This is a genomic window from Clostridium sp. (assembly GCF_036781005.1).
In the GTDB taxonomy this organism is placed as follows: Bacteria; Bacillota; Clostridia; order Clostridiales; family Clostridiaceae; genus Clostridium_B.
On sequence record NZ_DAIQBT010000015.1, the window covers coordinates 48,135 to 71,858 of the forward strand.

Below are 23,724 nucleotides of genomic sequence, written 5' to 3' on the forward strand. Positions count from 1 at the left end.
TTTACAATTATTATTCCCATTAAAGATAATAATCACTCTGTAAATTTCAGGTGTTTAGTATGTTAATTTATAATTTTTCCTCTATTTTCTTTATACAGTTTTTCACCAGTTCATCTTCACAGGGCACATTTCCATACCAATGGTCATCATTTTCATTTTTATTTTCAAAATATCTTGTTTTTAATATTATTTCCGGTCTATATTCAAAGTGTAATATATCAAAATGATTCCACTTTCCCCCCCAGACAAAATTGTTCTTTTCAAATATCTCCACAATCTCTTTAGGATACTCTCTAAGTCTTTTATTTCCCTCTTCTTTAGATACCCATTTCCAATAATCCCTTCTGTCTCTGGCCAGATCTATAGCTATGCCAAAAGCATGGGGGCTTAATAAACTAGTTCCAGAAATACACCTGTAATTAAAGGTACCACTGCCGGGAAATAAACATCTTGAAATATCCGACCTTTTCCTGGCTAGTGGAATAAGTTCCTTCATAACATTTTCCAGGGACTTTGAAGCATCATTGTTTCCATTGAACTGAAAATTGCCATATCCCAGGTTTACTTTTTTCAAGTTGGCTTCTACAGTGCTTTTATTTAATCCATATACTTCCTTTAATAAAGAATAAACTCTCAATCTTCCAGGGTCCATATCCTTATCCATAATTTTGTCTATAGGTTCTTTTGGATAGTGCTGTTCCAACATATCCTGCAAATCTGTATTATTCAATTTTTCTTCAAAACTTTTATTCTTTTTATCATCATATAAAATTTTTTTACCGGACTTAGCAATCAAATATACATTTTCATTATTATCTTTTTCTATATCAACTATATAATTTTTATATGCCATCATAAGACATAAAATATCCTGTTTCATTGTAACATTATAATTATTGGACAAGGCCTTTACAGGATTTGCCCACAAACAGCCAAATATTATGATTAAAATTATTTTTTTCATAAAATATATCCTCCAATCTTTGAAATATATAGATTTATGTTATACACTCTATATTAAGCTTATACATTGGATTTATTACCTGATTTAACTTATATAAATACTATAGCCAATGGTATAGTATTTTTAACATTTTACATGTAAATTCCTATACCATTGGCTACTTATCTAATATAAGGTAAAATAAGTTTCACCATACTTTCAATTAAATTCAACTCTTTAGAAGAACATGTCTCCAGCAAACTATGTAATATGCTTCTCTTTTTTTTATTGGCTGTTGAAGTATATTCTTTAAATTCCTCTTTTGTAAAATTTTCATTGTTTTTACATTTACCCTTTCCATATATTAAATAATCTGTTGTTACACAAAGAGAATTTGCTACTTTAACTAGGGCTGTGAGACTCATCTGCCGTTCACCTCTCTCTAGTTGTCCAATATAAAGCGGTGAAAGATCTACAATTTCAGCAAATTTTTCTCTTGTCAAATCTAACTTCTCTCTCTTCTCACGAATCCTAATCCCCATTTCCTGTCTATTGATTGTATTTGTCTTCTTCATTTGTCTTCACTCCTGTCTAACCTCTTAAGATAACTTTATACATAACCATTAATTAGATAAATAAGCTTGCTGTAAACAAATATTATTTGCATTTAGCATATTTATTGTGTAAAATTAACTATGAAATTGCTCTGCAAACTTTAACTTTTAAATACAATTTATGTATAATTAAAGGGAAGATTATCTGTTATTTAAAACTTAAACTATATATTTGGAGTGTTAGATTTGTCAAAAAAAGATATTTATAAACTAAGAAAAAAGTTAAATTTATTAATTCAGGAAAGAGATCATTTAGAAAAAGAAATTTTAGAAGTAAATAATAAACTGGACAAAATTATAGGAGAGCTTATTCATGAAGATATAAAAAGTACCCTGGATACAGAATAACTTCTCAAAATATAGTTTGTAGAATTAAAATAATAAAATCGCTGATAAAGGTAACTAATCAACGATTTTATTGTTTTCACAAATTATAATTTAAAATATATCATATATTTATAATTTTTTTATTTAAACTTCCCTGTAGGTATTCACTCATAGGTCTATATTCTACAGCTACCCCTTCTTTATCCACCAATATGGCATCCGCGTACACACTAGCAGTATCTATGCAAGTAAATACTACTTTATCGTGGGCAAGAGCCGTATGCCTTAACTTGAAGCCTTCTCTTGTACTATCATACCCTTGAGTAGGTATATTTATAACTATATCTATCTTATCTTCCTTAATACAAGATATTGCATCTTCTATGGAAAGTCTGCTGCACTTTATACCATTTTCATTTAAGAACTTAAATGTTCCAGAAGAAGCAATTATGTTGAAATTCAAAGAAGCATACTTTTTAATTATTCCTAGTGAACTACACTTATCTCTGTCATTTATACACACATATAAATTGCCTTTTCTTAAAATTTCAATTCCTGCTGCCTTAAAGGCTTTATATATTGCTTTATCTCTATCAAAATCAACCCCTAGAACCTCTCCTGTAGATTTCATCTCAGGCCCTAAAGCTACATCCACTCCAGGTAGCTTTTTGCTGGAAAATACGGGCATTTTTACCGCAAAAATATTACTGTATTTATACATATCCTGTCTATAGTTAAATTCTTTTATCTTTTTGCCAAGCATAACTTCAACAGCTATTTCCACCATAGGAACATCTGTAACTTTGCTTAAAATAGGTACAGTCCTTGATGCCCTTGGATTTACTTCTATTACATATATCTTATCTCCGTCAAAAGCATATTGAACATTTAAAAGTCCTTTTACATTTAACTCCCTGGCTATATTTACCGTATATTCTTCTATTTTCTTACACACTTTCTTAGGTAAATCGGAAGCTGGATATATAGCTATACTATCTCCTGAATGTACCCCGGTTCTCTCTACATGCTCCATTATACCAGGAATTATCAAGTCCTGTCCATCTGATATGGCATCCACTTCTATTTCCCTTCCAAGTATATATTTATCTACAAGTACCGGATGTTCTCTAGACAAATTTACAGCTTCTTTTAAATATCTTTCTAATTCTTCAGGATTATAAACCACCTTCATAGCCCTTCCCCCTATTACATAAGAAGGTCTTACAATAACAGGATATCCTATTTCAGACACCAGTTTATAAGCTTCTTCCAAACTGGTTACAGAACCCCCTATAGGAGAATTTATATCAAGCTTTTTAAGAAGTACCCTGAATTTTTCCCTGTCCTCTGCTAAATCTATTGATTCAAAAGAAGTTCCAAGTAAATTTACTCCCCTGTCATTTAGTTTTTTAGATAAGTTCAAGGCAGTTTGTCCGCCAAATTGAACTATAACTCCATCTATTTTTTCTTCATTTATTACATTCATTACATCATCTATATAAAGGGGATCAAAATACAATTTATCTGAAATATCAAAATCCGTACTTACAGTTTCAGGATTGTTATTTATTATAATAGCTTCATATCCTGCCTTTTTTATAGCCCATACACCATTGACACAGCAGTAGTCAAATTCTATGCCCTGTCCTATTCTAATGGGACCAGAGCCTATTACAAGTATCTTTTTATTATCTGAAATAACATTGTCATTTTCAAGATCATAACAGGAGTAATAATAAGAAGTTTTAGCTTCAAATTCACCGCTGCAGGTATCTACCATCTTATACACTACTCTTATGCCATTTACTTCTCTAAGCTGTTTTAGATCCTCCAGCTTCATACCCATTAAATTACAAATGTATTCATCTGTAAATCCCATTAACTCTGCCTGATGAATAATATCTACATTTGGTACATTACTTACCAATTTATTTTCCATGTCTATGATATTCTTTACTCCACCTATAAACCATTTGTCTATTTTAGTTATATCATAGAGTTCATCTATGCTTATGCCTTTTCTAAGGGCTTCTGCCAGAGCAAAAAGTCTCTCATCATCTTCTTTTTTCAATTTATCCATTATTTCCGATAAATTCATATCTTCAAACTTATCTAATTTCAGCCCTACTATTTTTCCCTCAAGGCTTATAACTGCCTTTAACAGGGCACTTTCAAAGCTTCTATCTATTGCCATAACTTCTCCTGTAGCCTTCATCTGGGTTTTCAAACCTCTATTTGCACTTTTAAATTTATCAAAAGGCCACTTAGGCATTTTTACTACGCAATAGTCTAGTGCAGGCTCAAAAAGAGCACTGGAATTACCTGTAACATAATTTTTTAATTCATCTAAGGTATATCCAAGAGCTATCTTGGCTGCTATTTTAGCTATGGGATAACCTGCGGCCTTTGAAGCCAATGCACTGGATCTGCTTACTCTTGGATTCACTTCTATAACCATATATTCATTACTGTTTGGGTTTAGTGCAAATTGAATATTGCACCCTCCCTCTATTTTCAATTTTCTTATTATTTTTATAGAGGATCTTCTCAGCATCTGATATTCTACATCTGTAAGGGTCTGGGATGGTGCAACTACAATACTGTCTCCTGTGTGTATTCCTACAGGATCCAAATTTTCCATATTGCAGACCACCATGCAGTTGTCTTTTTTATCCCTCATTATCTCATATTCAAGTTCTTTCCATCCGGCCAGACTCTGCTCCAGCAATATTTGGTTTATCGGACTTTCTTCCAGTCCATTTTTGCATATTTCCATGTATTCCTCGTAATTGTCTGCAATGCCTCCCCCTGTTCCTCCCAGGGTATAAGCTGGTCTTATTATAATTGGCAGACTAACCTTGTCTAAAAAGGACTTGCACTGCTCCAAATCTGTAGCAATAGTACTTAAAGCTATAGGTTCTTCTATTTCTTCCATTAAATTTTTAAAACTTTCCCTGTCCTCGGCATTTTTTATTGATTCAGTTTTTATTCCAAGAAGCTCCACATTGTACTTTTTTAATACACCAAGTTTATCAAGTTCCATGGCCAGATTAAGAGCTGTCTGTCCTCCAAATCCCGCCAGAACCCCATCTGGTCTTTCTCTTTTTATTATTGCCTCTAGTGATTCAACAGTCAAAGGTTCTACATAGGTTTTATGTGCAATATTTTTATCTGTCATTATAGTAGCAGGATTACTATTTACAAGTACTGTTTCTATACCCTCTTTTTTTATGGCTTCACAAGCCTGTGTTCCCGAATAGTCAAATTCTGCTGCCTGACCTATTATTATAGGACCTGAACCTATTATTAAAACCTTCTTCAAGTTTTCTCTTAACGGCATTATATCACTTCTCCTTGTTATTTATACTAAAGTCATCAAACTTAGAAATTTATCAAACAAATAGCTTGTGTCAGTAGGTCCTGGAGAACCTTCAGGATGAAACTGAACTGAAAATATGGGTAAGGTTTTATGTCTAAATCCTTCTACTGTATTATCATTTAAATTAATATGAGTTATTTCTATACTATCCCTATCTAAACTGTCCTTTTTAACAGCATATCCATGATTCTGTGATGTTATAAAAGATTTATCCGTATCCTTGTCTTTCACTCCGTGATTGCCACCCCTATGTCCAAATTTCATTTTATAGGTATCTCCCCCAAGCGCAAGGGATAAAAGCTGATGTCCAAGGCATATGCCAAATATAGGCACGGTATTTATCATCTTTTTTATTACCCCCACCACATCATATACATCTTTAGGATCTCCCGGTCCATTACTTAAAAGTATACCTTTAGGATTTATGCTCATTATTTTCTCATAAGAAGTGTTGTAGGGAAATATGGTTATATCACAATTTCTGCTTTTTAAATTTTCAATAATATTGTTTTTTACCCCAAAATCCAGTACTGCCACTTTAGGACCCTTTCCCTTTATCTCTTTTATAGAGGGAGTACTTACCTTTGCCACCAGATTTTTATCATCATGGAAATTCAGCATATCCTTCAATTCATTTATGGATTCATTTTTATTGCATATAACACATTTCATAGTTCCGCTGGCTCTTATTTTTTTAGTTATGCTCCTGGTGTCTATCCCGCTTATGCCTACAATATTGTTTTCCTTCAGGAATCCTTCAAAACTATTTTCACTTAAATAATGAGAGGTGTCATTGTACATATTCTTTACTACTATACCTTTTACCTGTATCTTCTCAGATTGACTTGAATTATAATTTATGCCATAGTTACCAATATAAGGATAGCACATGGTTATTACCTGTCCTGCATAGGAAGGATCCGTAAGTATTTCCTGATATCCTGTCATAGAAGTGTTAAATACCAGCTCCCCCACAGTTATCCCCATATGCCCTATGGCCTTTCCCATAAATACAGTACCATCTTCTAAATATAATATGGAATTCATAATATTACCTCTTTTCAAATATTTCCTGAGCTCAAAGTTGCTACCATAACCGCTTTTATAGTATGTAATCTGTTCTCTGCTTCTTCAAATACTATAGAAATTTCTTCATGTTCAAATACATCCTCTGTAACTTCCAGGGCTTCATACCCAAATTCTTTATATATTTCCTCGGAAACTTCAGTTTCTCTATTATGAAAAGCTGGAAGACAGTGCATGAACTTAACTTTTTTGTTCTGGCATGCTTCAATTAACTTCCTATTTACCTGATAAGGCATTAGGGTTTCTATTCTTTTCTTCCAGAGTGATTTTTCCTCTCCCATGGAAAGCCACACATCTGTATATATAATGTCTGCCCCTTTTACACTTTCATATATATCTTCACTGATTAACACATATCCCCCATTTTCCTTGGCCATGCTTTCACATTCTTTTACCAGTTCACCTTCTGGAAAAAGTTCTTTAGGAGTTACTATCTTAAAATTCATTCCCATTTTCGAGGCCCCTATCATGAGAGCCTTTGCCATATTATTTCTTCCATCGCCAATATAGACAAAATTTACATCTTTTAAAGGTTTATCTACATTTTCCTGTATAGTTAAAAAATCTGCTAAAACCTGAGTAGGGTGATCCTCATCTGATAACCCATTCCAAAGGGGTATTCCTGAGTATTTCGAAAATACTTCCATATCTTTTTGAGAAAATCCTCTGTACTCCACTCCATGAAACATTCTTCCCATTACTCTTGCAGTATCCTTTATGGACTCTTTTTTACCTATGTGGCTTCCCGTAGAACCTATATAGGTTACATTTGCACCCTGATCATAGGCTCCAACCTGAAAGGAACATCTGGTCCTTAGAGAATCTTTTTCAAATATTAGTGCAATATTTTTTCCCAGCAGTCTTTTCTTTTCTTTTCCACTGTATTTTTCTTCTTTTAACTTTTTAGAAAGTTTAAGCAGGTATTCTATTTCTTCTGGCATAAAGTCCTTCAAAGTCAAAAAACTCCTACCATATAAGTTGTTCAAAATATCTCCTCCTAAGTTAATCTTTATAGACGTCAAATCCAAACCATTTTGTAGAAAGCTTGGATAGTGTTCCATCCTTCTTCATATCTGTAATTATCTTATCTATTTCTTTTTTAAGGGAATCATCTCCCTTTCTATAAGCTATTCCCATAGGCTCTTTACTCAATACAGTTTCCAGCATTTTAAATTCGCCCTTTTTCTTCTGAATATAATATCCGCCTACCTGCTGATCTATTATGGTAGCATCCACTCTTCCTATTGACATATCCTGAAAAGCTTCTGTTATCTTGTCATACTTTTTTAACTCCTTAACTCCAGTTATACCATTTGCCACATTTTCTCCAGTGGTTCCAAGCTCACAAGCTATAACTTTTCCCTTTAAATCATCTACTCCCTTTATATCTTCTCTTTCATTTTTAACCGTAATAACCTGTCCTCCTACCACATAGGGTGTAGAAAAATCAGTGGTCTTTTTTCTCTCATCGGTTATACTTATAGAAGCAACGGCTGCATCAAATTTTTTGGAATTAAGAGCTAGTATGATTCCATTGAAATCCATAACCAAAAACTCCGCTTTTACTCCAAGTCTCTTTGCAACTTCATTGGAAAAATCCACGTCAAATCCCACCAGCTGACCGCTTGAATCCCTGAATTCCATAGGAGGATATCCTTCTTCAGTTCCTATAACAATTTTTCCTGATTTTTTTATGCTTTCCAGTAGATTAGAACTTGTATCCTTTTTAGTGCCACCTCCACAGCCTGTGAATAATATTGCACTAAATATAACAGTAATTATAATTGCAGTTATTTTCTTCATTATCAGTCCCCCAAATTTAAATAATCACATTTTGTCTTTTCTTAAAGAGTCTTCATTTCACGGTTAAATACACTTTAGCCTTGTACAACTCAATTGCTTAATACACCTTATAATTATACATATATACTAATAATAATTCAATATAATTTTAAAATTTTTTATTTATAATTGAACTTTTAATTGAACTTTTTTTATAATTATATATCCTCTATTACAGCTTATATTTATACATATACATTCATTTAAATTGAATTATATACCATAAAATATGCTTTTTTACAATATGTACAACTTTAATTGATGAATATTTATCCGAAGACTACCATTGCTAATACTTCCATCTTCTTTAAAGTGGGAGATAAGCACTGCTACGCCCCTGGATAAGTTCCTCTAAGGTTCAGATGAAGAAAAGTATTTCTCTATAGCAAACTCCACCTGAACCTAAGAATCACTTGATTTATGAGAAAGCACTACTACATTATTCACCAGATTTCCTATTTTCTCCATATGACATTCTATACTATCTCCTGCTTTTAATACCTTAATGGGATTAAAGCCCATTCCTACACCGCTTGGTGTACCTGTTGCTATAATATCTCCTGCTTTTAAGGTCAGTCCTTTAGATAAGTCACTTATTATATAGGGTATATCAAAAATCAAGTTTTTGGTATTTGAGTTCTGTCTCAGCTCTCCATTTACAAAACACTTTATGTCTAGATTTACAGGAAAAGGTACTTCATTTTTATGTACTATACAAGGTCCCATAGGACAAAAAGTATCAAGACTCTTTCCTTTAAACCATTGAATATGACTTCCTTGAAGATCCCTTGCTGATACGTCGTTTATTATGGTATATCCAAATATATAATCTTCTGCTTCCTCTTTTTTTATATTCTTTCCATCCTTTCCTATTATCACCCCAAGTTCCACTTCATAATCTACCTGCCTGGTAACTTCACTGGAAAATTCTATAGAATCTCCACTGCCTATAGCCGGTGATGCAACCTTGGTAAAATATATAGGCACCTTTGGTATTTCATTGCCTGTTATTCTGGTTAACTTTATCTCTCTTGCATGCTCCTCATAATTTTTTCCAAGACAAAATACGTTTCTCTTTGGATAAGGTATAGGTGCTTTTAACTTAACCATATCTGAAGATAAACCCTGTAAAGAATTATTTTTTAAAACTTTTTCTATTTCATTCAATTTATCCTCATCTAGATATTTTATAAGACTCACCATATCCTTAAGCGGATTTTCCTCCCCTATTTTATAAAATATGCTTTCAAAATCCAAAATACCTTTATCTTCTAACACTCCTATTTTTTCTTCTCCCTTATAATCATAAGTTATGAATTTCATTTTGCCACCTCTTTTAATATATAGTTTTTTATTATAATAGCTCTTATTTTATCATAATCTATACTATCTGGAACCAAATCTTTTATAGGCTTTAACTTGGATATACCCACTTTATCTATAGCCTTTAAAACCTTCTTTTCCTCCAGACAGCTAAACAACTCTTCAAATTTTATATTTATATCCATAACATTTTCTTCTTCAAAATATTTTGTAATATGGGTAAGTATTGTAGATAAGGCAAGCTGTCTTTTTTTAGCTATTTCTCTTATGCCCATATTATCTTTAAGCATATTAATTGTTATATGATGAGTCTTGGGTTTATCACTTTTTCTTTCAGTTTTACTGGCAGTACCAATTTTAAACCACCAGTCAGGCTCAATTTTATTTTCCTCTACATATTTCTTTATAATATTTAAAAATTTTTCGCCATATTTTTTTAATTTTAAATCCCCTACTCCTGATATATTAAGCATTTGATTTGAGTCTACTGGATACCTTATACTCAGTTCCTTTAAAGTTGCATCTGAAAATACCATATAGGGTGGAATAGATTCTTCTGAGGCTATTTCCCTTCTTAAGTTCCTAAGCATTTCAAATAAATCATTATTCACATTAATTTTATTTGCTTTAACTGATTCTTTCAAAACTACTTTTTTTTCACCTTTCAAAACTTTTATGGACTCAGCATTTAACACTACAGTAGGATATTCTCCTTCTTTTAAAGTTATATATTTATGGGCTATAATGGTATTTATAAAATTTGATAACTCTTCTTTTGAATAATCTCTCATTATGCCATAAGTGGACAGCTTATCAAATCCATAATGGAGTACTTTTTTTTGTGAGGATCCCCTTAAAACGTCCACTATCATATTTACTCCAAATTCCCTTTTCATCCTATATATACAGGAAATAACCTTTTGTGCATCTACAGTTTTATCTACATATTCCCCAGAATTTATACAATTACCGCAATTATCACACTGATTATAGTTTACCTCCTCTCCAAAATAATTTAATATGAATTTTCTAAGACAACCATTGTAATGCACAAAATCTATCATATGCTGAAGCTTTTTATATTCATTTATTCTTCTTTCCGGGGATTGTATACTTGTTTCTATTAAATATTTCTGGGTGATTACATCCTGGGGAGAAAACATAAGTATACATTCACTGGATTCTCCATCACGGCCCGCCCTGCCTATTTCCTGATAATAACTTTCTATATTTTGCGGCATATTGTAGTGAATTACATACCTTACATTTGACTTGTCAATACCCATTCCAAAAGCATTGGTAGCTACTATTATATTTATCTTGTCATATACAAAATCTTCCTGATTTATTTTTCTGTCCCTATCTGGTAATCCTGCATGATATCTCGTAACAGAAAGACCATTTGCCTTAAGTTTTTCATATAATCTATCTACTTCTTTTCTGGTAGATGCATATATTATTCCAGATTGTGTCTCATTTGTTTTAATATAATTCAGTAAATATTGAAATTTATTTCCAGTCTTAAGACAGGAAATTTTTAAATTTTCTCTGTCAAATCCTGATATAAAAACAGCTTCTTTTTTCAATTTTATCTGTTTTATAATATCTTCTCTCACTTCTTCAGTGGCTGTGGCAGTAAATGCTGTAACCACCGGTCTTTCGGGGAAATTTTCTATAAATTTGCTTATATGGGTGTAGCTTACTCTAAAATCATGTCCCCACTGGGATACACAATGTGCTTCATCCACCGCCACCTGTGAAACTTCTACATTTTTCATAAGCTGATAAAATTCTGAAGAATCCAACCTCTCTGGTGCTACATATAATATTTTTACTTTTCCATCCCTTAAATCCGAAAATATGCTTAGAATTTCCTGCTGGGAAATAGAACTATTTATATAAGATGCCTTTATACCCAATTCACTTATATTGTCCACCTGGTCTTTCATAAGAGAAATTAAAGGAGATATGACAATAGTAACCCCGTTGAAAAGCAGGGCAGGTATTTGATAACAAATGGATTTTCCTCCGCCTGTAGGCATAACGGCAAGGGTATCTCTTCCACTTAATATGCTTTCAATTACTTCCTTCTGATGCTTTTTAAAAGTTTCATAGCCATAATATTTATGTAAAACTTCTTCAGCACTACCAACCACTATACTCACCTCTATATTAAAATTTATTTTTATATATTATAGCATATATAGTTTTACATGTTTTAAATTTATCCCAAGGCTGTCATTTCTAACACCCTTATTTCCTTTAAAGCGGGTGATAAACATTGCTGCACCTCTGAATAACTTCTTCTCGCCGTCAAAAATAAAAAAATTTATACATATCAAATAATTATGATTTTTGATATGTATAAATTTAAAAATTACAAATATTAAATTGATTTAAAACTCTAAATCTATATGGAAATTATCTTCTATTTTGTATTTACCACCTGCTGTGCCATTTTAGCCAATTCATCTTTTGACATATTAGAATCAATTGCCAATAAGGAATAGTAAATTCCATCTTGCATCCAATTTAGACACTGAACTTGAGATATTTCTACCTTGTCAGATCCATAGCTAAATACATATTTACCAGAAGATTCATCCTGTTTATCCTGTTCTGTTAATTTATAGTCTGCTGGTACAAGTTTATTAGCATAGAAATAATAATATAAATCTACACCGTTAAAAGTAGCAATAACAGTCTCTTTCTTTGATCTTTCACCTAATCTTCCATTTTCCATAGAAAGACTTAATTTATCATTACCTTTTGTATAAGTAAAATCAAGTGATTTTGTCTTTGCTACTGAATTACCTTTCTCATCAGTTCCTTCATTATTTACAGTATATCCACTTGCAAAAGTGTATCCATTATCAAATTCCTTAACTAATTTAGGATTAAACCCTAAATCATCATTTACTTGTTTTACTGTAGGCATAGTAGTATAGGTTGGTATATTACTTCCCTGTGAATTTATAAAAAATACTTTCCCTGCAGCAAATGCTGTTGTTCCTAATATCATAGCAGCTGCTAATGCAACAATAATTTTTTTCCTAATTGACACTTTTTTATTTATCATTTTATCATTCTCCTTTTCATCTGGCAGACTATTTAATGTTATCTCTACCTTATTTTTAAAACTTTCAGGTGTATCTGGAAAGGCATTATTCCAATTATAATTATTCATAAGTTGCCTCCATATGCTCTAACTTTATTTTTAATAATTTTCGTCCTTTTGACAATCTGCTTTTTACAGTTCCTGCAGGTATTTTTAAAATCTGTTTAACTTCTTCTACTGAATATCCTTCTGCATAATAGAGAACAATTGTAATACGAATGCGCTCCGGTAAATTTAAAATAGCCAAATATAACTCACTATAATCTTCTTTATCATCCTCCCCGACAAATTGAAAGTATTCTTCATAGGATACCTGTGAATACTTTTTACGATTTAAACTATAACACTCATTTATAAGTATTCTAATCAGCCATGTTTTAAAATACTGCTCTTTCTTTAATGTATCTAATTTGTCATAGGCCTTTAAAATTGCTCCCTGAACGGCATCCTCACAATCTTGATCACAAGTCAAAATTGATTTAGATACATGATATAAAGTGGAACGAACTTCAAGAACATTGTCTATAAATGTATCTTTATTCAATTGACTTTCCTACCTTTCTTTGCAAATTGTAGTACTACTTTTTGCCTTACACTAATTAGATAGATATATCTGCTAAATGGTTCATTTAATTTTAACTTATTTGCCTAAAATTAAATTTTTTATTTTTTAAATATGATATAATTACCCTATAGTTAAATTTTATATGTTATTTATGAAAAGTATCCCAATTATATTTCTATGGAGGTAATACTTATAATGAAAAAGATAATCATTACCATAATAATATTAGCTATAGGTTTCAGCTTTACAGCTTGTAATTCAAAAAATAACGGTACATCTGGTAAAAATAGTACTGAAACTAAAACTGCAGAAGTTAAAAAGGCTGCTTTGGGAGATTTAAATACAATCCCCAGCTTTAAAGTGAAGGACATAAATAACAATGATGTTACAGAAAAAATATTAAAAGACAAAAAGGTTACCATGATAAATATATGGGGAACTTTCTGTTCTCCCTGTGTAGAAGAAATGCCCCTACTCCAGAAACTATATGATGAATATACTGCAAAAGGTTTCAATCTAATAGGGGTTGTGTCTGACGGTGAAATGAACAAAGAAGATGCACTTGACATATTAAAGAAATTAAATGTAACCTTTGTAAATTTAATACCAGATGAAAAGTTTCAAAATGATTTTGTGTCAAAAACGGATGTGGTTCCCACCTCAGTATTTGTAAACAGCAATGGTGAAATACTGGAAACTGTCACAGGCTCAAGAACTAAAGAAGAATATAAAAATATAATTGAAAAGTATCTTCAATAAACAAGACATGTATATATGAGGCATAAATTTAGAATTATTCTACTTATAACTTTTATAATCACTAATGGCTATATTAAGGGTTTTTTAGTAAAGGTATCAATAAAAAATTAAAATCCCATACATAATATAAATTCTATAAAATACTTCATTGTCTCTGTTAAATACTTATTTTTGTGATATATAATTTTAAATTGCCTTTTAAATTTAATTCCTTTAACAGGTATTTCACAAAGTGTTCCAAGCGCTATTTCATCTGTTACTGAACATCTTGAAATAACCGATACTCCCAATCCTTCTGCAACTGCAATTTTTATAGTATCTGTATTGTTACATGTCCAGGAAATTTGCCAGGTCAGGTAATTTTCCCTCATTTTGTCTTCAAAGGTCTTACGGGTTCCGCTTCCCTTTTCACGAATAATAAACTTTTCTTTTTCCATCTCATAGGGCTCAACATACTCAAGTTTTGCAAATCTGTGGTTATTTCCACATACAAGTACCAATTCGTCCTCCATAAATGGCCTGTTTATAATATCTGTATGGTTTGTCTCTCCCTCTACAAGAGCCATATCAATTTTATCCTGAAGAAGCATTTTTTCAACTTTTTCAGTATTTTCCTCATATACCTTTATATCAGTTCCAGAATTTACTTTTTCAAATTTTGAAATGAGTTTAGGCAATATATAAGCTCCAATAGTAACACTTGCCCCAATACGAATAGATCCTTTTTCACTTAAAGTCTTCATATCACTTTCTAATTCCATATTCAATTTTATAATATATCTAGCATAACTTAACAGTTTTTCTCCTGCTAAAGTTATATAAAGCTTTCTTGAAAGCCTCTCAAAAAGTCTTACCCCATAGTGCGCTTCAAGCTCAGAAATCGCCTGGCTAACTGCGGACTGGGATATAAAAAGTCCCTCTGCCGCTTTAGTCATATTCATCTTATCACACACTGCAACAAATATATTAAAATGTCTTAAAGTCATAATATTCTCCTTATATATTACCATTTACTTATTACTATTATAATATAATAATATTTTACTTACATAATATCAAGGTATATTATGTAAGTTAGACAGGAGGAAAACATTATGAAAAAAATAATTAACAAATCATATGGAATTATATTTGCACTTATTATAGCAATTCCTGCATGGGTAATTGGAAATATATTCCCAATTATAGGCAGTCCTGTACTGGGAATTTTATTTGGAATGATCCTGGCATTTTGGAAAAGGCCAAGCTATCTCAATGAAGGTATAACATATACTTCAAAAAAATTACTTCAATATTCTATTATACTTATGGGATTTGGCATGAATCTCTTCAATGTTTTCAAAGTGGGCAAACAAACGATGGTTTTGATGATTTTTACTCTTTCGGCATCACTTATTACCGCTTATATCATAGGTAAATTATTAAAAATAAATAATAACACAGCAACACTCATTGGTGTGGGTTCTTCTATATGCGGCGGTTCTGCCATTGCAGCCACAGCTCCCGTGATAAATGCAAATGAACAGGAAGTTGCCCATTCCATATCAACTATATTTCTATTTAATGCTATTGCTGCTTTTTTATTTCCTATGCTTGGACATCTATTCAATATGAGCAATGAATGTTTTGGCCTATGGAGTGGTACTGCAGTTAATGATACCTCCTCTGTGGTAGCAGCTGGCTACTCTTACAGCAATGCAGCCGGTAATCTGGCAGTTATAGTAAAACTCACAAGAACTCTTGCAATTGTTCCAATTACTTTATTTTTGGCCATTTATGCCTCAAAAAATGGAAGCGAAAACAAAAAAGGATCCTACAATATAATTAAAATATTCCCCTGGTTTGTACTAGGCTTTATAGCTGCCTCAATAGTGAATACCTTTATACCATTTCCATCTGAAGTAACTAAATTTTTATCACAGACTGGAAAATTTGTAATTGTGATGGCAATGGTATGTGTAGGACTAAACACCAATATTGTAGAACTTTGCAAAAATGCTGTAAAACCAATTTTACTGGGTTTTATATGCTGGATAGTTCTATCCTTTACCTCACTTGGAGTGCAGCATTTTATAATGGGAATTTTTTAAAGACAAAAAGATTCAGATGGAGAAAAATGTTTCTTTACACAAAATCCCATCTGAATCTAAAAATGTATATTTACTAATTAAATTTTAATACTTCTGTAATTTGGACTTTAGTATTTCTTTAGGTTGAAAGCCTACTATCTTATCCACTGTTTTTCCATCTTTAAAAATCATAAGTGTAGGTACTCCTTGAATTCCATATCTCTGTGCCAATTCAGCACTTCTATCTATATCCACCTTGAACATTTTTACCTTTCCTTTAAACTCTTCACTTAACTCATCAATAACCGGAGCAACCATCTTGCATGGCCCACACCAAGTTGCAAAAAAATCTACCAATACCGGTTCGCTGCTATTTAAAACATTCCCTTCAAATTCACTGCTATTTATTACTTTAGCCATAATTAAAATCCTCCTTATTTATAATTTAATTATAGTGTTTCACATATTAAAATTATTTTGCATAATCTTTATATTTATATATTACGATATTACGATATAAAAATCAATAGTTTTTTTCTGTTTTTTCTTTAATATCCAAAATTTCTAAACAGACTTCTCATATCCTATTGCCTTTTTAGGACATGCCTCGGCACACTTTCCACACTGTATACAATCAAAATGATTTAATGGACTGCCTTTATACTTATAAGGAACTATTCCAAGAGGACATTTTTTTTCACATACTTTACAGGATACACAACTTTGTGATACCTGAAGTATCCTTTTATTTTTTCTAAGCCATGATATAAAAGCTGCTATACTTCCCATAGGACAGAAATGACACCAGGTTCTGTGATTATAAAATAAAGATAATACTATTCCCAGTATGGTAGTTATGACTATTATTCTATAAAACACCATACCTACACCGTAAAAATCCCCCCAATTTTTCTTGATTCCAAAAGTAAACATGGACAGCATAAATACTACCACTGCCAATCTAAAGTAAGGGGATTTTAAAAACTTAGGCACTTTTCTTTTGTTACTGAATTTAGAAACTATATTATCATAAAAATTTCCCCGGGGACATAAATTTCCACACCAGAACCTTCCCCTAAATACAGATATAATTACAGGCAGAACCATACAAAGAATTGCTACTACTGCAAACCTTAAATCAAACAATCCTAATAAAATAAAAACTATTAATAATATAAAAGAATACTTTTTCCAAAAATTTAAAAACATATCTGATAAACTCCCTTCAAATTTATAATTTAAATACTCTCATATTATTATATCATAATATCCTAATATTACAATATATAAATATATTGTAATATTACTTTATTTGAATCGATTTTAAACCCAATAAATTTTTATAAATACTAGAATTTCTATTTTCACAAAAACATAAGGCATACTGAATAACTTCATTCAGCCAGGGTAAAGAAATATTAATTGAATTTTCCCTGCTGTACCTTAAAAAACACATCACTTGATTATATATGACTTCGGCAATTTGAACTCCAATAAAAGCCTCAGTATACTTAGAATTAATTCCCTTCATCATATCAGAAAAGCCTTTCAATTTTTCCCTGGAAACATCAATTTGTATCCAATTTGAAGGAAAGTTTATAAATATGCTATTATATACAGCTCTGTAAAAATTGAGTCTACTATGAAATAACTCCTCTAAGGATGCCTTCTCTACCCAAATCCCTGCATTTAATATTACTTCATCATAATTATCACTAAAACTATTGTCCTTAGATTTTATTAACAATCCATATTCATATTTATCAATGAATTTTTTTGAAAGCACTTCCTCTTCCCAATTTATATTTAAAACCTTCCCATTTTCTTTAAAGGGAATAAAAAACTGAAAATTTTCAGCTTCCTTATCTTTTCTAATACAATGAGAGGGTATTTCAATGAGTTGTTTTTTATTTTCATCTTTATAATTTATAGTAATAGGGTATTTAACATCTAACATTACTCTTTTTATATATTCTATTATATTATCTATATGCACATCCTTATTTAAATATAATTTTATTTCTGTACCTACATCCACATTTTCTTCCTCTTCAATAAAAAAACATCCCTCATAATTAGGTATATGGATTTTTAACCCTTTACTGTCAGGTAAAAAATATTTGGTTTTTACCTCTATTTCTTTGCACACCATAAATGAAGACAAAAAACCTATTCCAAAATTGCTGATAGGCTGATAACTAATATTTAAATTCCTATACTCATCATCTGAATAGTAACTCCTCCCTATATTGGTAAAATACCTCTCAATTTTATATCTGTCCATGCCTGTTCCATTGTCTTTAATTTTAAAATACAAATTATTGTTTTCATCTTTTCCAATCTCAATATTAATTGATTTTATAAGATCACTTTCTCCTCTAGCTTCCCTAACTGCCGTGGCATCTACGGAGTTTTGAATCACCTCTCTTGCAAATGTCTCCTTTGAAGAATATATATTATCTCCTGTTACTAAAGGCAGCAAAGTTGGAATATAGGCTTCAAAATTATAACTATCAAGTACATGTTTAAAATTATTTCTATCTATCTTTGGAATCAAATAATACATTTTGAATCCTATTAACTTAAAATAAAGTTGAAATCTATCCAATATTAAATCAAATTCTTTAGCAAATAAAACTGCAATTTTATAGACTGTGGCCTCATTGCACAAAAATCTTATATAAGCACTTCTTCTGTCAGCATTGGATTCAATAGATATTCTCGCTGCAGGAACATTTTCATGAAATTTGTTTTTTTTCATATTAATATTTGCTTTATACTTGATATTTTCATTATAAAAATCATCTGCATATTCTGTAAAAACTAAATATAAATCTGAAAAAAATACGCCAATCATACTAAAAGCCATATACTGTCTGGTAATTTTACCTGTATTTTTATTTAATAAATAACTGCATTTATTTTCTAATTGCCTCAAATTTTTTATCTTAAACAGGGAATTAAAATCTGCGGTACTAATATGAAAATCAGAACACATTAAAAGATTATCAAACATCTCTTCTAATATACAGGAAGCATACTCTAAATATTGTTCATCCTTTTCTATGCTGCTTTTATAACTCAATGTCCTATAACTAACAGCATATAGTAAAAACATAATATTCCTGTAGTCCCTGTCCAAATATTTATAAACCTCACAAAATCCTGTTAGTGCCTCACTTATCCAATTTATTATTTCCCTGCAGGTTTTATAGATTTTAAACAGCTTTTCAAGAGAGGTCATATAATTAACATAAGCATCATAATTTATAGATTTTAAGATTTCCAAAATTTTAACCACTCTACCTGATATATTCTTTGAAGGAATCTGCTTTTTACAAATAGGCTCCAATGATTCTCCGTTGTAAATAAATTTATACTGGATTAATTTTATATCCTCTCTTTGGCTATAAAAATCAATTATACTAAAGGTATGCCTATCTTTTCTGTCTGTGTCCACAGAGCCTCCTGCAAACACATCAATAATACTTTCTGTAGTTTCATAATAATCATCTGTAATAAAAGGACGCTCTAAATCAAAATGTTTATGTCCATGCAAAACAGTTTTCACATTCATATATTTTAAATGTTGAATAAGAGCAGTATAGTTTCTGACCAGACTTGAATCTCCATATTTTTGTGCCACCTCTGGGAAAAGATAGAAATGATGATGAAGCAGGGCAACTACATTATACCCATTTAATTTTCTAATCTGTCTCTCAATATCTGCTATTTGTGCCATAGATACTTTTCCATAATCATCATACTCATTTGCCACTTCGCCTTCTAGGAGTTCAATTAATTGTTTCTTATCAATCCCCTGCTTTTTTAATGTTTCTGTCTTAACATTTTTATCTATCATATTTAGATATGTTTTATCAAAAATCTTTTTCTTTTCAATTTGGCAGGAGTTAAATCCAATAAAAACCATTTTTTCTTTTCCATAGGATCTCAATACGGAATAATTTTTCGTATTGTAACACCTGGGTATATCAGTATAAAATCCTTTAAGAAAACCATTATATTTACTCCATCTTAATTCATAATCATCTACTCTGATTAAATCATGATTGCCAGGTATGAATATAAAATCATCTTTTGTTAAATCATATTCTTCTTGATTAAGATTGATTTGTTCTAGTAAAATATGAAAAAAATTTACAGCTTCATCAATTAAACTTTCATCAAATTGTACTTGTCCGTCAAAAATATCTCCTGTTACAACCACACTTCTAATGTTACATAATCCATTATGGATTATGTCATAAACAATCTTATAAGCTATTTCTTCAGATTTGATATAAGTTTTTCCTATATGAATATCCGATAAATGTAATACTCTAAAAGATGACATTTGAACTTTTCCTCCCTATAAAATGATTCACAGGTCTATTGGTATTTAATACGAATGTAGCATAGTAATGTCATATTTAAAGCATAGTAATGTAAAATACATGTTAAAATATTTTAATATCTTATATTACCATTCTAAATTTATACATATAAATCCTATTAGATTTTAAATTTCTAAGCATAATATAAAAAGACAGGAAATACACCCTGTCTTACATGTTTTTAAATTGAAAAATCTTTACAACATATTATAATCTATATAATTTTCTTTTTAACACCTTAATTTTTCCCACCATCCAAATGCAACTATTATGTCACTAAGTTTTGAAGTTGATGATTTTATAATTATAACATAACTTCCACCTGGAGATTCTATAAACTTCCCATCTTCTTCAGCTACCAATGTAGCCTTAGGTGGTACTATTCTTTTATATACATTGACTCCATTTTCGGGTACCTTGGTAGAAGATTTTATAAATCTAATATTCACCTCATTTTTTGAAGGTAGCCTTGAGGCAGTATTACTGGGAGAAACTCTCTTGGATACATTTCCTTTCTCAGGGAAACTACTATTAAGCCATATTTCAGCAGTTAAATAATTATCAGAAAAATTTGAAATAGTAAATACATTTGCATATAAATCAACACCGGAATTATGTGGATTTACTAAGCCAGCCCAAGCATTTGATTTACTGCCTACCCACAAACCTTCTGTTTGACCTACAAAATACTTCCTCTGCATTGATTTAGACAAAGAAACTGGAATACTAACTACTTCTTGTGGAATATTTTTTCTATCTATTATATAGTTATTGTTTTCCATTAACATAAATCATACCTCCTGAAATTACTTTCCCATAATATTTTTTGCCTATAAGCTTGTCTTCAATTATATAATATTCAATAAATGTTGAAAGGTTCATTGAGTAAAATACTAGACTTAAGTAAATACTATAATATATAAGTTCTTCCCTAAAGGAATAAAGTGTTCTAAGTGCTAAAGACACTAAGAATACTGTTACTAAAGTTCAGGTGGAGAAGAGCATTCCTCTATAGCAGACTTCACCTGAATCTAAGAATCACTTGATATACATGTAATTTATTAATTTTACAGGAGGAAATACTATGGATAACAATAAAAACAGAGTAAAAGACAGACCAAAATCCAATGCTGAAAAAAGAAAAATGTATTCTGAAATGGGTGCAGAGATAGGTATTGAACAGGGTAAAAAAATAGGTTCCCATGCAAATGGGAAAAAATATACAAAAAGATCAAAATTATCTCATAATAAATAAGAATTAATTTAACCTGAGTTCGAAAATAGAAAAGAGTTATAGATATAAAAAATCCCATCAAAATGTTTTATTATATAAATATAAACAAAAAACATGATAGCCTTTAAAAAACTTTGTGTAAAGTAAATAAAAAACACTCTTTCAAGACAATAATTTCAGATGATAAATTTACAATTATTTACATGAAGGAGTGGTTTTTTATGTCGAATATTTCTAAAGAAATTTTAAGAAATTATGTTTATGAAAATTGAGATATGGTTGTAAATCAGCTTAATATCTTATTCAGCGAAATATTAAACAAAGGAGCATAGCACCCACCAGGGACTCTGTCCCCGGACCCCTGAGGTTTATCGCATATGTTCTGTCAGGAACGGGTAAAACGGATAGTTTTTATCCTATCCGTTCCTGCATAGAACACCAATAATCGCTCAGGTTGCTCTTCAGCAGTCTGACACATGAACATATATATGGTTATAACAAGTTAATATTCCAAATATTTCAATAAATGCTTTTATAAAATGCTGCGTGATTTTAATTCTCATAATATTTTGACTCTGATATACATACTGTATCAACCCTATATGGTTATATATGAATATAATACAATATTATAGGTATAAAAAGGCATAGGCTACCCTTTATGTTACCCTTTATGTTACCCCAATACTATAAATACCCAAATTATTACTATCTTTAGAACTAACCCCAAATTTTTTTTGCCATAATTCTTTTAAATTTACTAATCCCTTATGTTCTATAAGTGTTCCTTTGGGCATTCCTGTGCTTCCAGATGTATATATAACATATGCTAAATTTTCAGGGCTAATTTTTCTTTTTTTTAATTTCCCTGTTTCATATTCTATTTTGTCTAATTGTTCCTGTAAATTTATTTTATTTCTAAGTCTAGTACATGAGCCAAAATTTAAATTAGTTGCACTATTATCAGTCAGTAAAATTTCCGTTTCGCAATCATTTATTATATGTTCTTTTCTTTTTAGCGGAAGCTTAATATCTAAAGGCAAAAAAGCACACTGTAATTTCAATATTGCTAATGTTGTAGCTACATATAAATTACTTTTATTCATGTAAACAGCAACTATTGCTTCTTTACCAACTTTGTTTCCAAGTTCTTTCTCCAAGAATATAGAAATTTTATCAGACAGCATATCTAATTCTCTATATGTTAATTTCTTTTCATTATAAAGTGGAGAAAATATTGTTTCATCTATATTTGAAAATACATGTTCATAATATAAAGGTGCCCAGCCATTCATTAAACGCTTTCTTACTTTTTTGTCCATCCAATAAATACTTGTAAAAAGTTTTTCCTGTAAATGTTCTTTGTTTTCCCTAAACATTTTCTATCACTCCACATTAAACGATTTAATCATTCTTATTATACCGTATTTTTAAAAAAGGAGGTACAATTACTGACTTTTTGCAGTAGAATCATTACATAAATCCATATTTAAATAACTAATAAATACTTTTTTCATTATTTTTGTATCATAATGAATATTTTCATGTATTTATTTAACATTTCTTGTATTATTATATACTAAATATATAGTATTTGTAAAAAAATATTAAACGTTGACTTAAATGAAATATTATCTTATGATAATTTAATGGACCAATAAAGATGAACTGCGGAATAGCTTTATTTTTGTAAATTAAGTGCTTTTTGTTTATTATCTCATATTTCGGAACGATTTTCATAAAATATGTTAAATAATAGTAATTTAAGGTTCGAATGTTTTAATTATCAATGGAAATAAACATATAAAATTAATTTTATTGGTTTGGGTTCATAAATTAGCCTATATTGACATGGTTATAAATATACTATTTTTAATAATTTGTATGAAATTGAAAGAATTACTTGGATTTATTGTAATATTAAAACATTTATTTACCATTATTTAGGGTCCGAAATGTGAGTTATTATAAATATTCTATATAAATAAGCTCAAGTGTTTAATTTATAAATGTAAATTTGGCGTAGTTCAAAATAAACTTAATGGTGCCTGTCCCATTAAAAAAAGACTAT

The 23,724-nt window shown here is 30.5% G+C and carries 20 protein-coding genes; 4 read left to right on the forward strand and 16 right to left on the reverse strand.

From position 1 onward, the window contains the following. Nucleotides 1-67 precede the first annotated feature (67 nt). Complete coding sequence (locus V7Q02_RS08105; RefSeq protein ID WP_333860507.1) at nt 68-964, reverse strand: M15 family metallopeptidase; 897 nt, start codon at nt 962-964, stop codon at nt 68-70. Between the two features lie 161 nt (nt 965-1,125). Beyond that, the gene (locus tag V7Q02_RS08110) at nt 1,126-1,518 is read right to left on the reverse strand and encodes a helix-turn-helix domain-containing protein (protein WP_333860508.1); all 393 of its coding nucleotides are present in this window, start codon (nt 1,516-1,518) and stop codon (nt 1,126-1,128) included. A 225-nt stretch (nt 1,519-1,743) separates the two neighbouring features. Here V7Q02_RS08110 and V7Q02_RS08115 point away from each other — a divergent pair, with 225 nt between their 5' ends. Beyond that, the gene (locus V7Q02_RS08115; RefSeq protein WP_333860509.1) at nt 1,744-1,905 is read left to right on the forward strand and encodes a hypothetical protein; all 162 of its coding nucleotides are present in this window, start codon (nt 1,744-1,746) and stop codon (nt 1,903-1,905) included. A gap of 100 nt (nt 1,906-2,005) precedes the next feature. Here the strand turns inward: V7Q02_RS08115 and carB are convergent, their stop codons facing one another. The 8 genes from carB to V7Q02_RS08155 form a co-directional block, all read right to left on the reverse strand. Next, a complete protein-coding gene (gene carB, locus V7Q02_RS08120; RefSeq protein WP_333860510.1) occupies nt 2,006-5,224 on the reverse strand; it encodes a carbamoyl-phosphate synthase (glutamine-hydrolyzing) large subunit in 3,219 nt (1,072 codons plus the stop codon). A 21-nt stretch (nt 5,225-5,245) separates the two neighbouring features. Further along, complete coding sequence (gene carA / locus V7Q02_RS08125; RefSeq protein WP_333860511.1) at nt 5,246-6,310, reverse strand: glutamine-hydrolyzing carbamoyl-phosphate synthase small subunit; 1,065 nt, start codon at nt 6,308-6,310, stop codon at nt 5,246-5,248. 14 nt (nt 6,311-6,324) lie between these two features. Next, nucleotides 6,325-7,335 (reverse strand): ornithine carbamoyltransferase, encoded by a 1,011-nt coding sequence (gene argF, locus V7Q02_RS08130; RefSeq protein ID WP_333860512.1) that lies wholly within the window; start codon nt 7,333-7,335, stop codon nt 6,325-6,327. Between the two features lie 16 nt (nt 7,336-7,351). Next, entirely contained in the window at nt 7,352-8,152 is an 801-nt protein-coding gene (locus tag V7Q02_RS08135; protein ID WP_333860513.1) for an ABC transporter substrate-binding protein, read from the reverse strand. 441 nt (nt 8,153-8,593) lie between these two features. Further along, on the reverse strand, nt 8,594-9,514 hold the full coding sequence (locus V7Q02_RS08140) for a fumarylacetoacetate hydrolase family protein (RefSeq protein ID WP_333860514.1): 921 nt from the start codon (nt 9,512-9,514) through the stop codon (nt 8,594-8,596). Next, nucleotides 9,511-11,670 (reverse strand): DNA helicase RecQ, encoded by a 2,160-nt coding sequence (gene recQ, locus V7Q02_RS08145; RefSeq protein ID WP_333860526.1) that lies wholly within the window; start codon nt 11,668-11,670, stop codon nt 9,511-9,513. Before recQ ends, V7Q02_RS08140 begins: the two co-directional genes overlap by 4 nt. Before the next feature lie 272 nt (nt 11,671-11,942). Then, nucleotides 11,943-12,701, reverse strand: coding sequence for a hypothetical protein (locus V7Q02_RS08150; RefSeq protein WP_333860515.1), 759 nt, complete (start codon nt 12,699-12,701; stop codon nt 11,943-11,945). Next, nucleotides 12,694-13,176 (reverse strand): RNA polymerase sigma factor, encoded by a 483-nt coding sequence (locus V7Q02_RS08155; RefSeq protein ID WP_333860516.1) that lies wholly within the window; start codon nt 13,174-13,176, stop codon nt 12,694-12,696. The genes V7Q02_RS08150 and V7Q02_RS08155 overlap by 8 nt, the downstream gene beginning before the upstream one ends. A 216-nt stretch (nt 13,177-13,392) precedes the next feature. Between V7Q02_RS08155 and V7Q02_RS08160 the strand changes: the two genes are divergently transcribed. Then, nucleotides 13,393-13,956, forward strand: coding sequence for a TlpA family protein disulfide reductase (locus tag V7Q02_RS08160; protein ID WP_333860517.1), 564 nt, complete (start codon nt 13,393-13,395; stop codon nt 13,954-13,956). 107 nt (nt 13,957-14,063) lie between these two features. Here the strand turns inward: V7Q02_RS08160 and V7Q02_RS08165 are convergent, their stop codons facing one another. Beyond that, nucleotides 14,064-14,942 (reverse strand): LysR family transcriptional regulator, encoded by an 879-nt coding sequence (locus tag V7Q02_RS08165; RefSeq protein ID WP_333860518.1) that lies wholly within the window; start codon nt 14,940-14,942, stop codon nt 14,064-14,066. Nucleotides 14,943-15,050: 108 nt separating this feature from the next. On the opposite strand from V7Q02_RS08165, the gene V7Q02_RS08170 reads away from it, so the two are divergent. Next, nucleotides 15,051-16,046 carry a YeiH family protein gene (locus V7Q02_RS08170; RefSeq protein WP_333860519.1) on the forward strand — a complete coding sequence of 332 codons (996 nt, stop codon included), beginning with the start codon at nt 15,051-15,053 and terminating at the stop codon, nt 16,044-16,046. 84 nt (nt 16,047-16,130) lie between these two features. Here the strand turns inward: V7Q02_RS08170 and trxA are convergent, their stop codons facing one another. The 4 genes from trxA to V7Q02_RS08190 all read right to left on the reverse strand — a co-directional run bounded on the left by trxA (nt 16,131) and on the right by V7Q02_RS08190 (nt 21,207). After that, nucleotides 16,131-16,445, reverse strand: a complete 315-nt coding sequence (gene trxA / locus V7Q02_RS08175; protein WP_333860520.1) for a thioredoxin — start codon at nt 16,443-16,445, stop codon at nt 16,131-16,133. Between the two features lie 144 nt (nt 16,446-16,589). After that, on the reverse strand, nt 16,590-17,234 hold the full coding sequence (locus V7Q02_RS08180) for a 4Fe-4S binding protein (protein ID WP_333860521.1): 645 nt from the start codon (nt 17,232-17,234) through the stop codon (nt 16,590-16,592). A 94-nt stretch (nt 17,235-17,328) separates the two neighbouring features. Further along, nucleotides 17,329-20,379, reverse strand: a complete 3,051-nt coding sequence (locus tag V7Q02_RS08185; RefSeq protein ID WP_333860522.1) for an ATP-binding protein — start codon at nt 20,377-20,379, stop codon at nt 17,329-17,331. A 270-nt stretch (nt 20,380-20,649) separates the two neighbouring features. Continuing rightward, nucleotides 20,650-21,207 carry a DUF6143 family protein gene (locus V7Q02_RS08190; protein ID WP_333860523.1) on the reverse strand — a complete coding sequence of 186 codons (558 nt, stop codon included), beginning with the start codon at nt 21,205-21,207 and terminating at the stop codon, nt 20,650-20,652. 296 nt (nt 21,208-21,503) lie between these two features. Here V7Q02_RS08190 and V7Q02_RS08195 point away from each other — a divergent pair, with 296 nt between their 5' ends. Continuing rightward, nucleotides 21,504-21,674, forward strand: a complete 171-nt coding sequence (locus V7Q02_RS08195) for a hypothetical protein (protein ID WP_333860524.1) — start codon at nt 21,504-21,506, stop codon at nt 21,672-21,674. 650 nt (nt 21,675-22,324) lie between these two features. Here the strand turns inward: V7Q02_RS08195 and V7Q02_RS08200 are convergent. Next, nucleotides 22,325-23,032: an AMP-binding protein gene (locus V7Q02_RS08200; protein ID WP_333860525.1), complete on the reverse strand. Its 708-nt coding sequence runs from the start codon at nt 23,030-23,032 to the stop codon at nt 22,325-22,327. Nucleotides 23,033-23,724 lie beyond the last annotated feature (692 nt).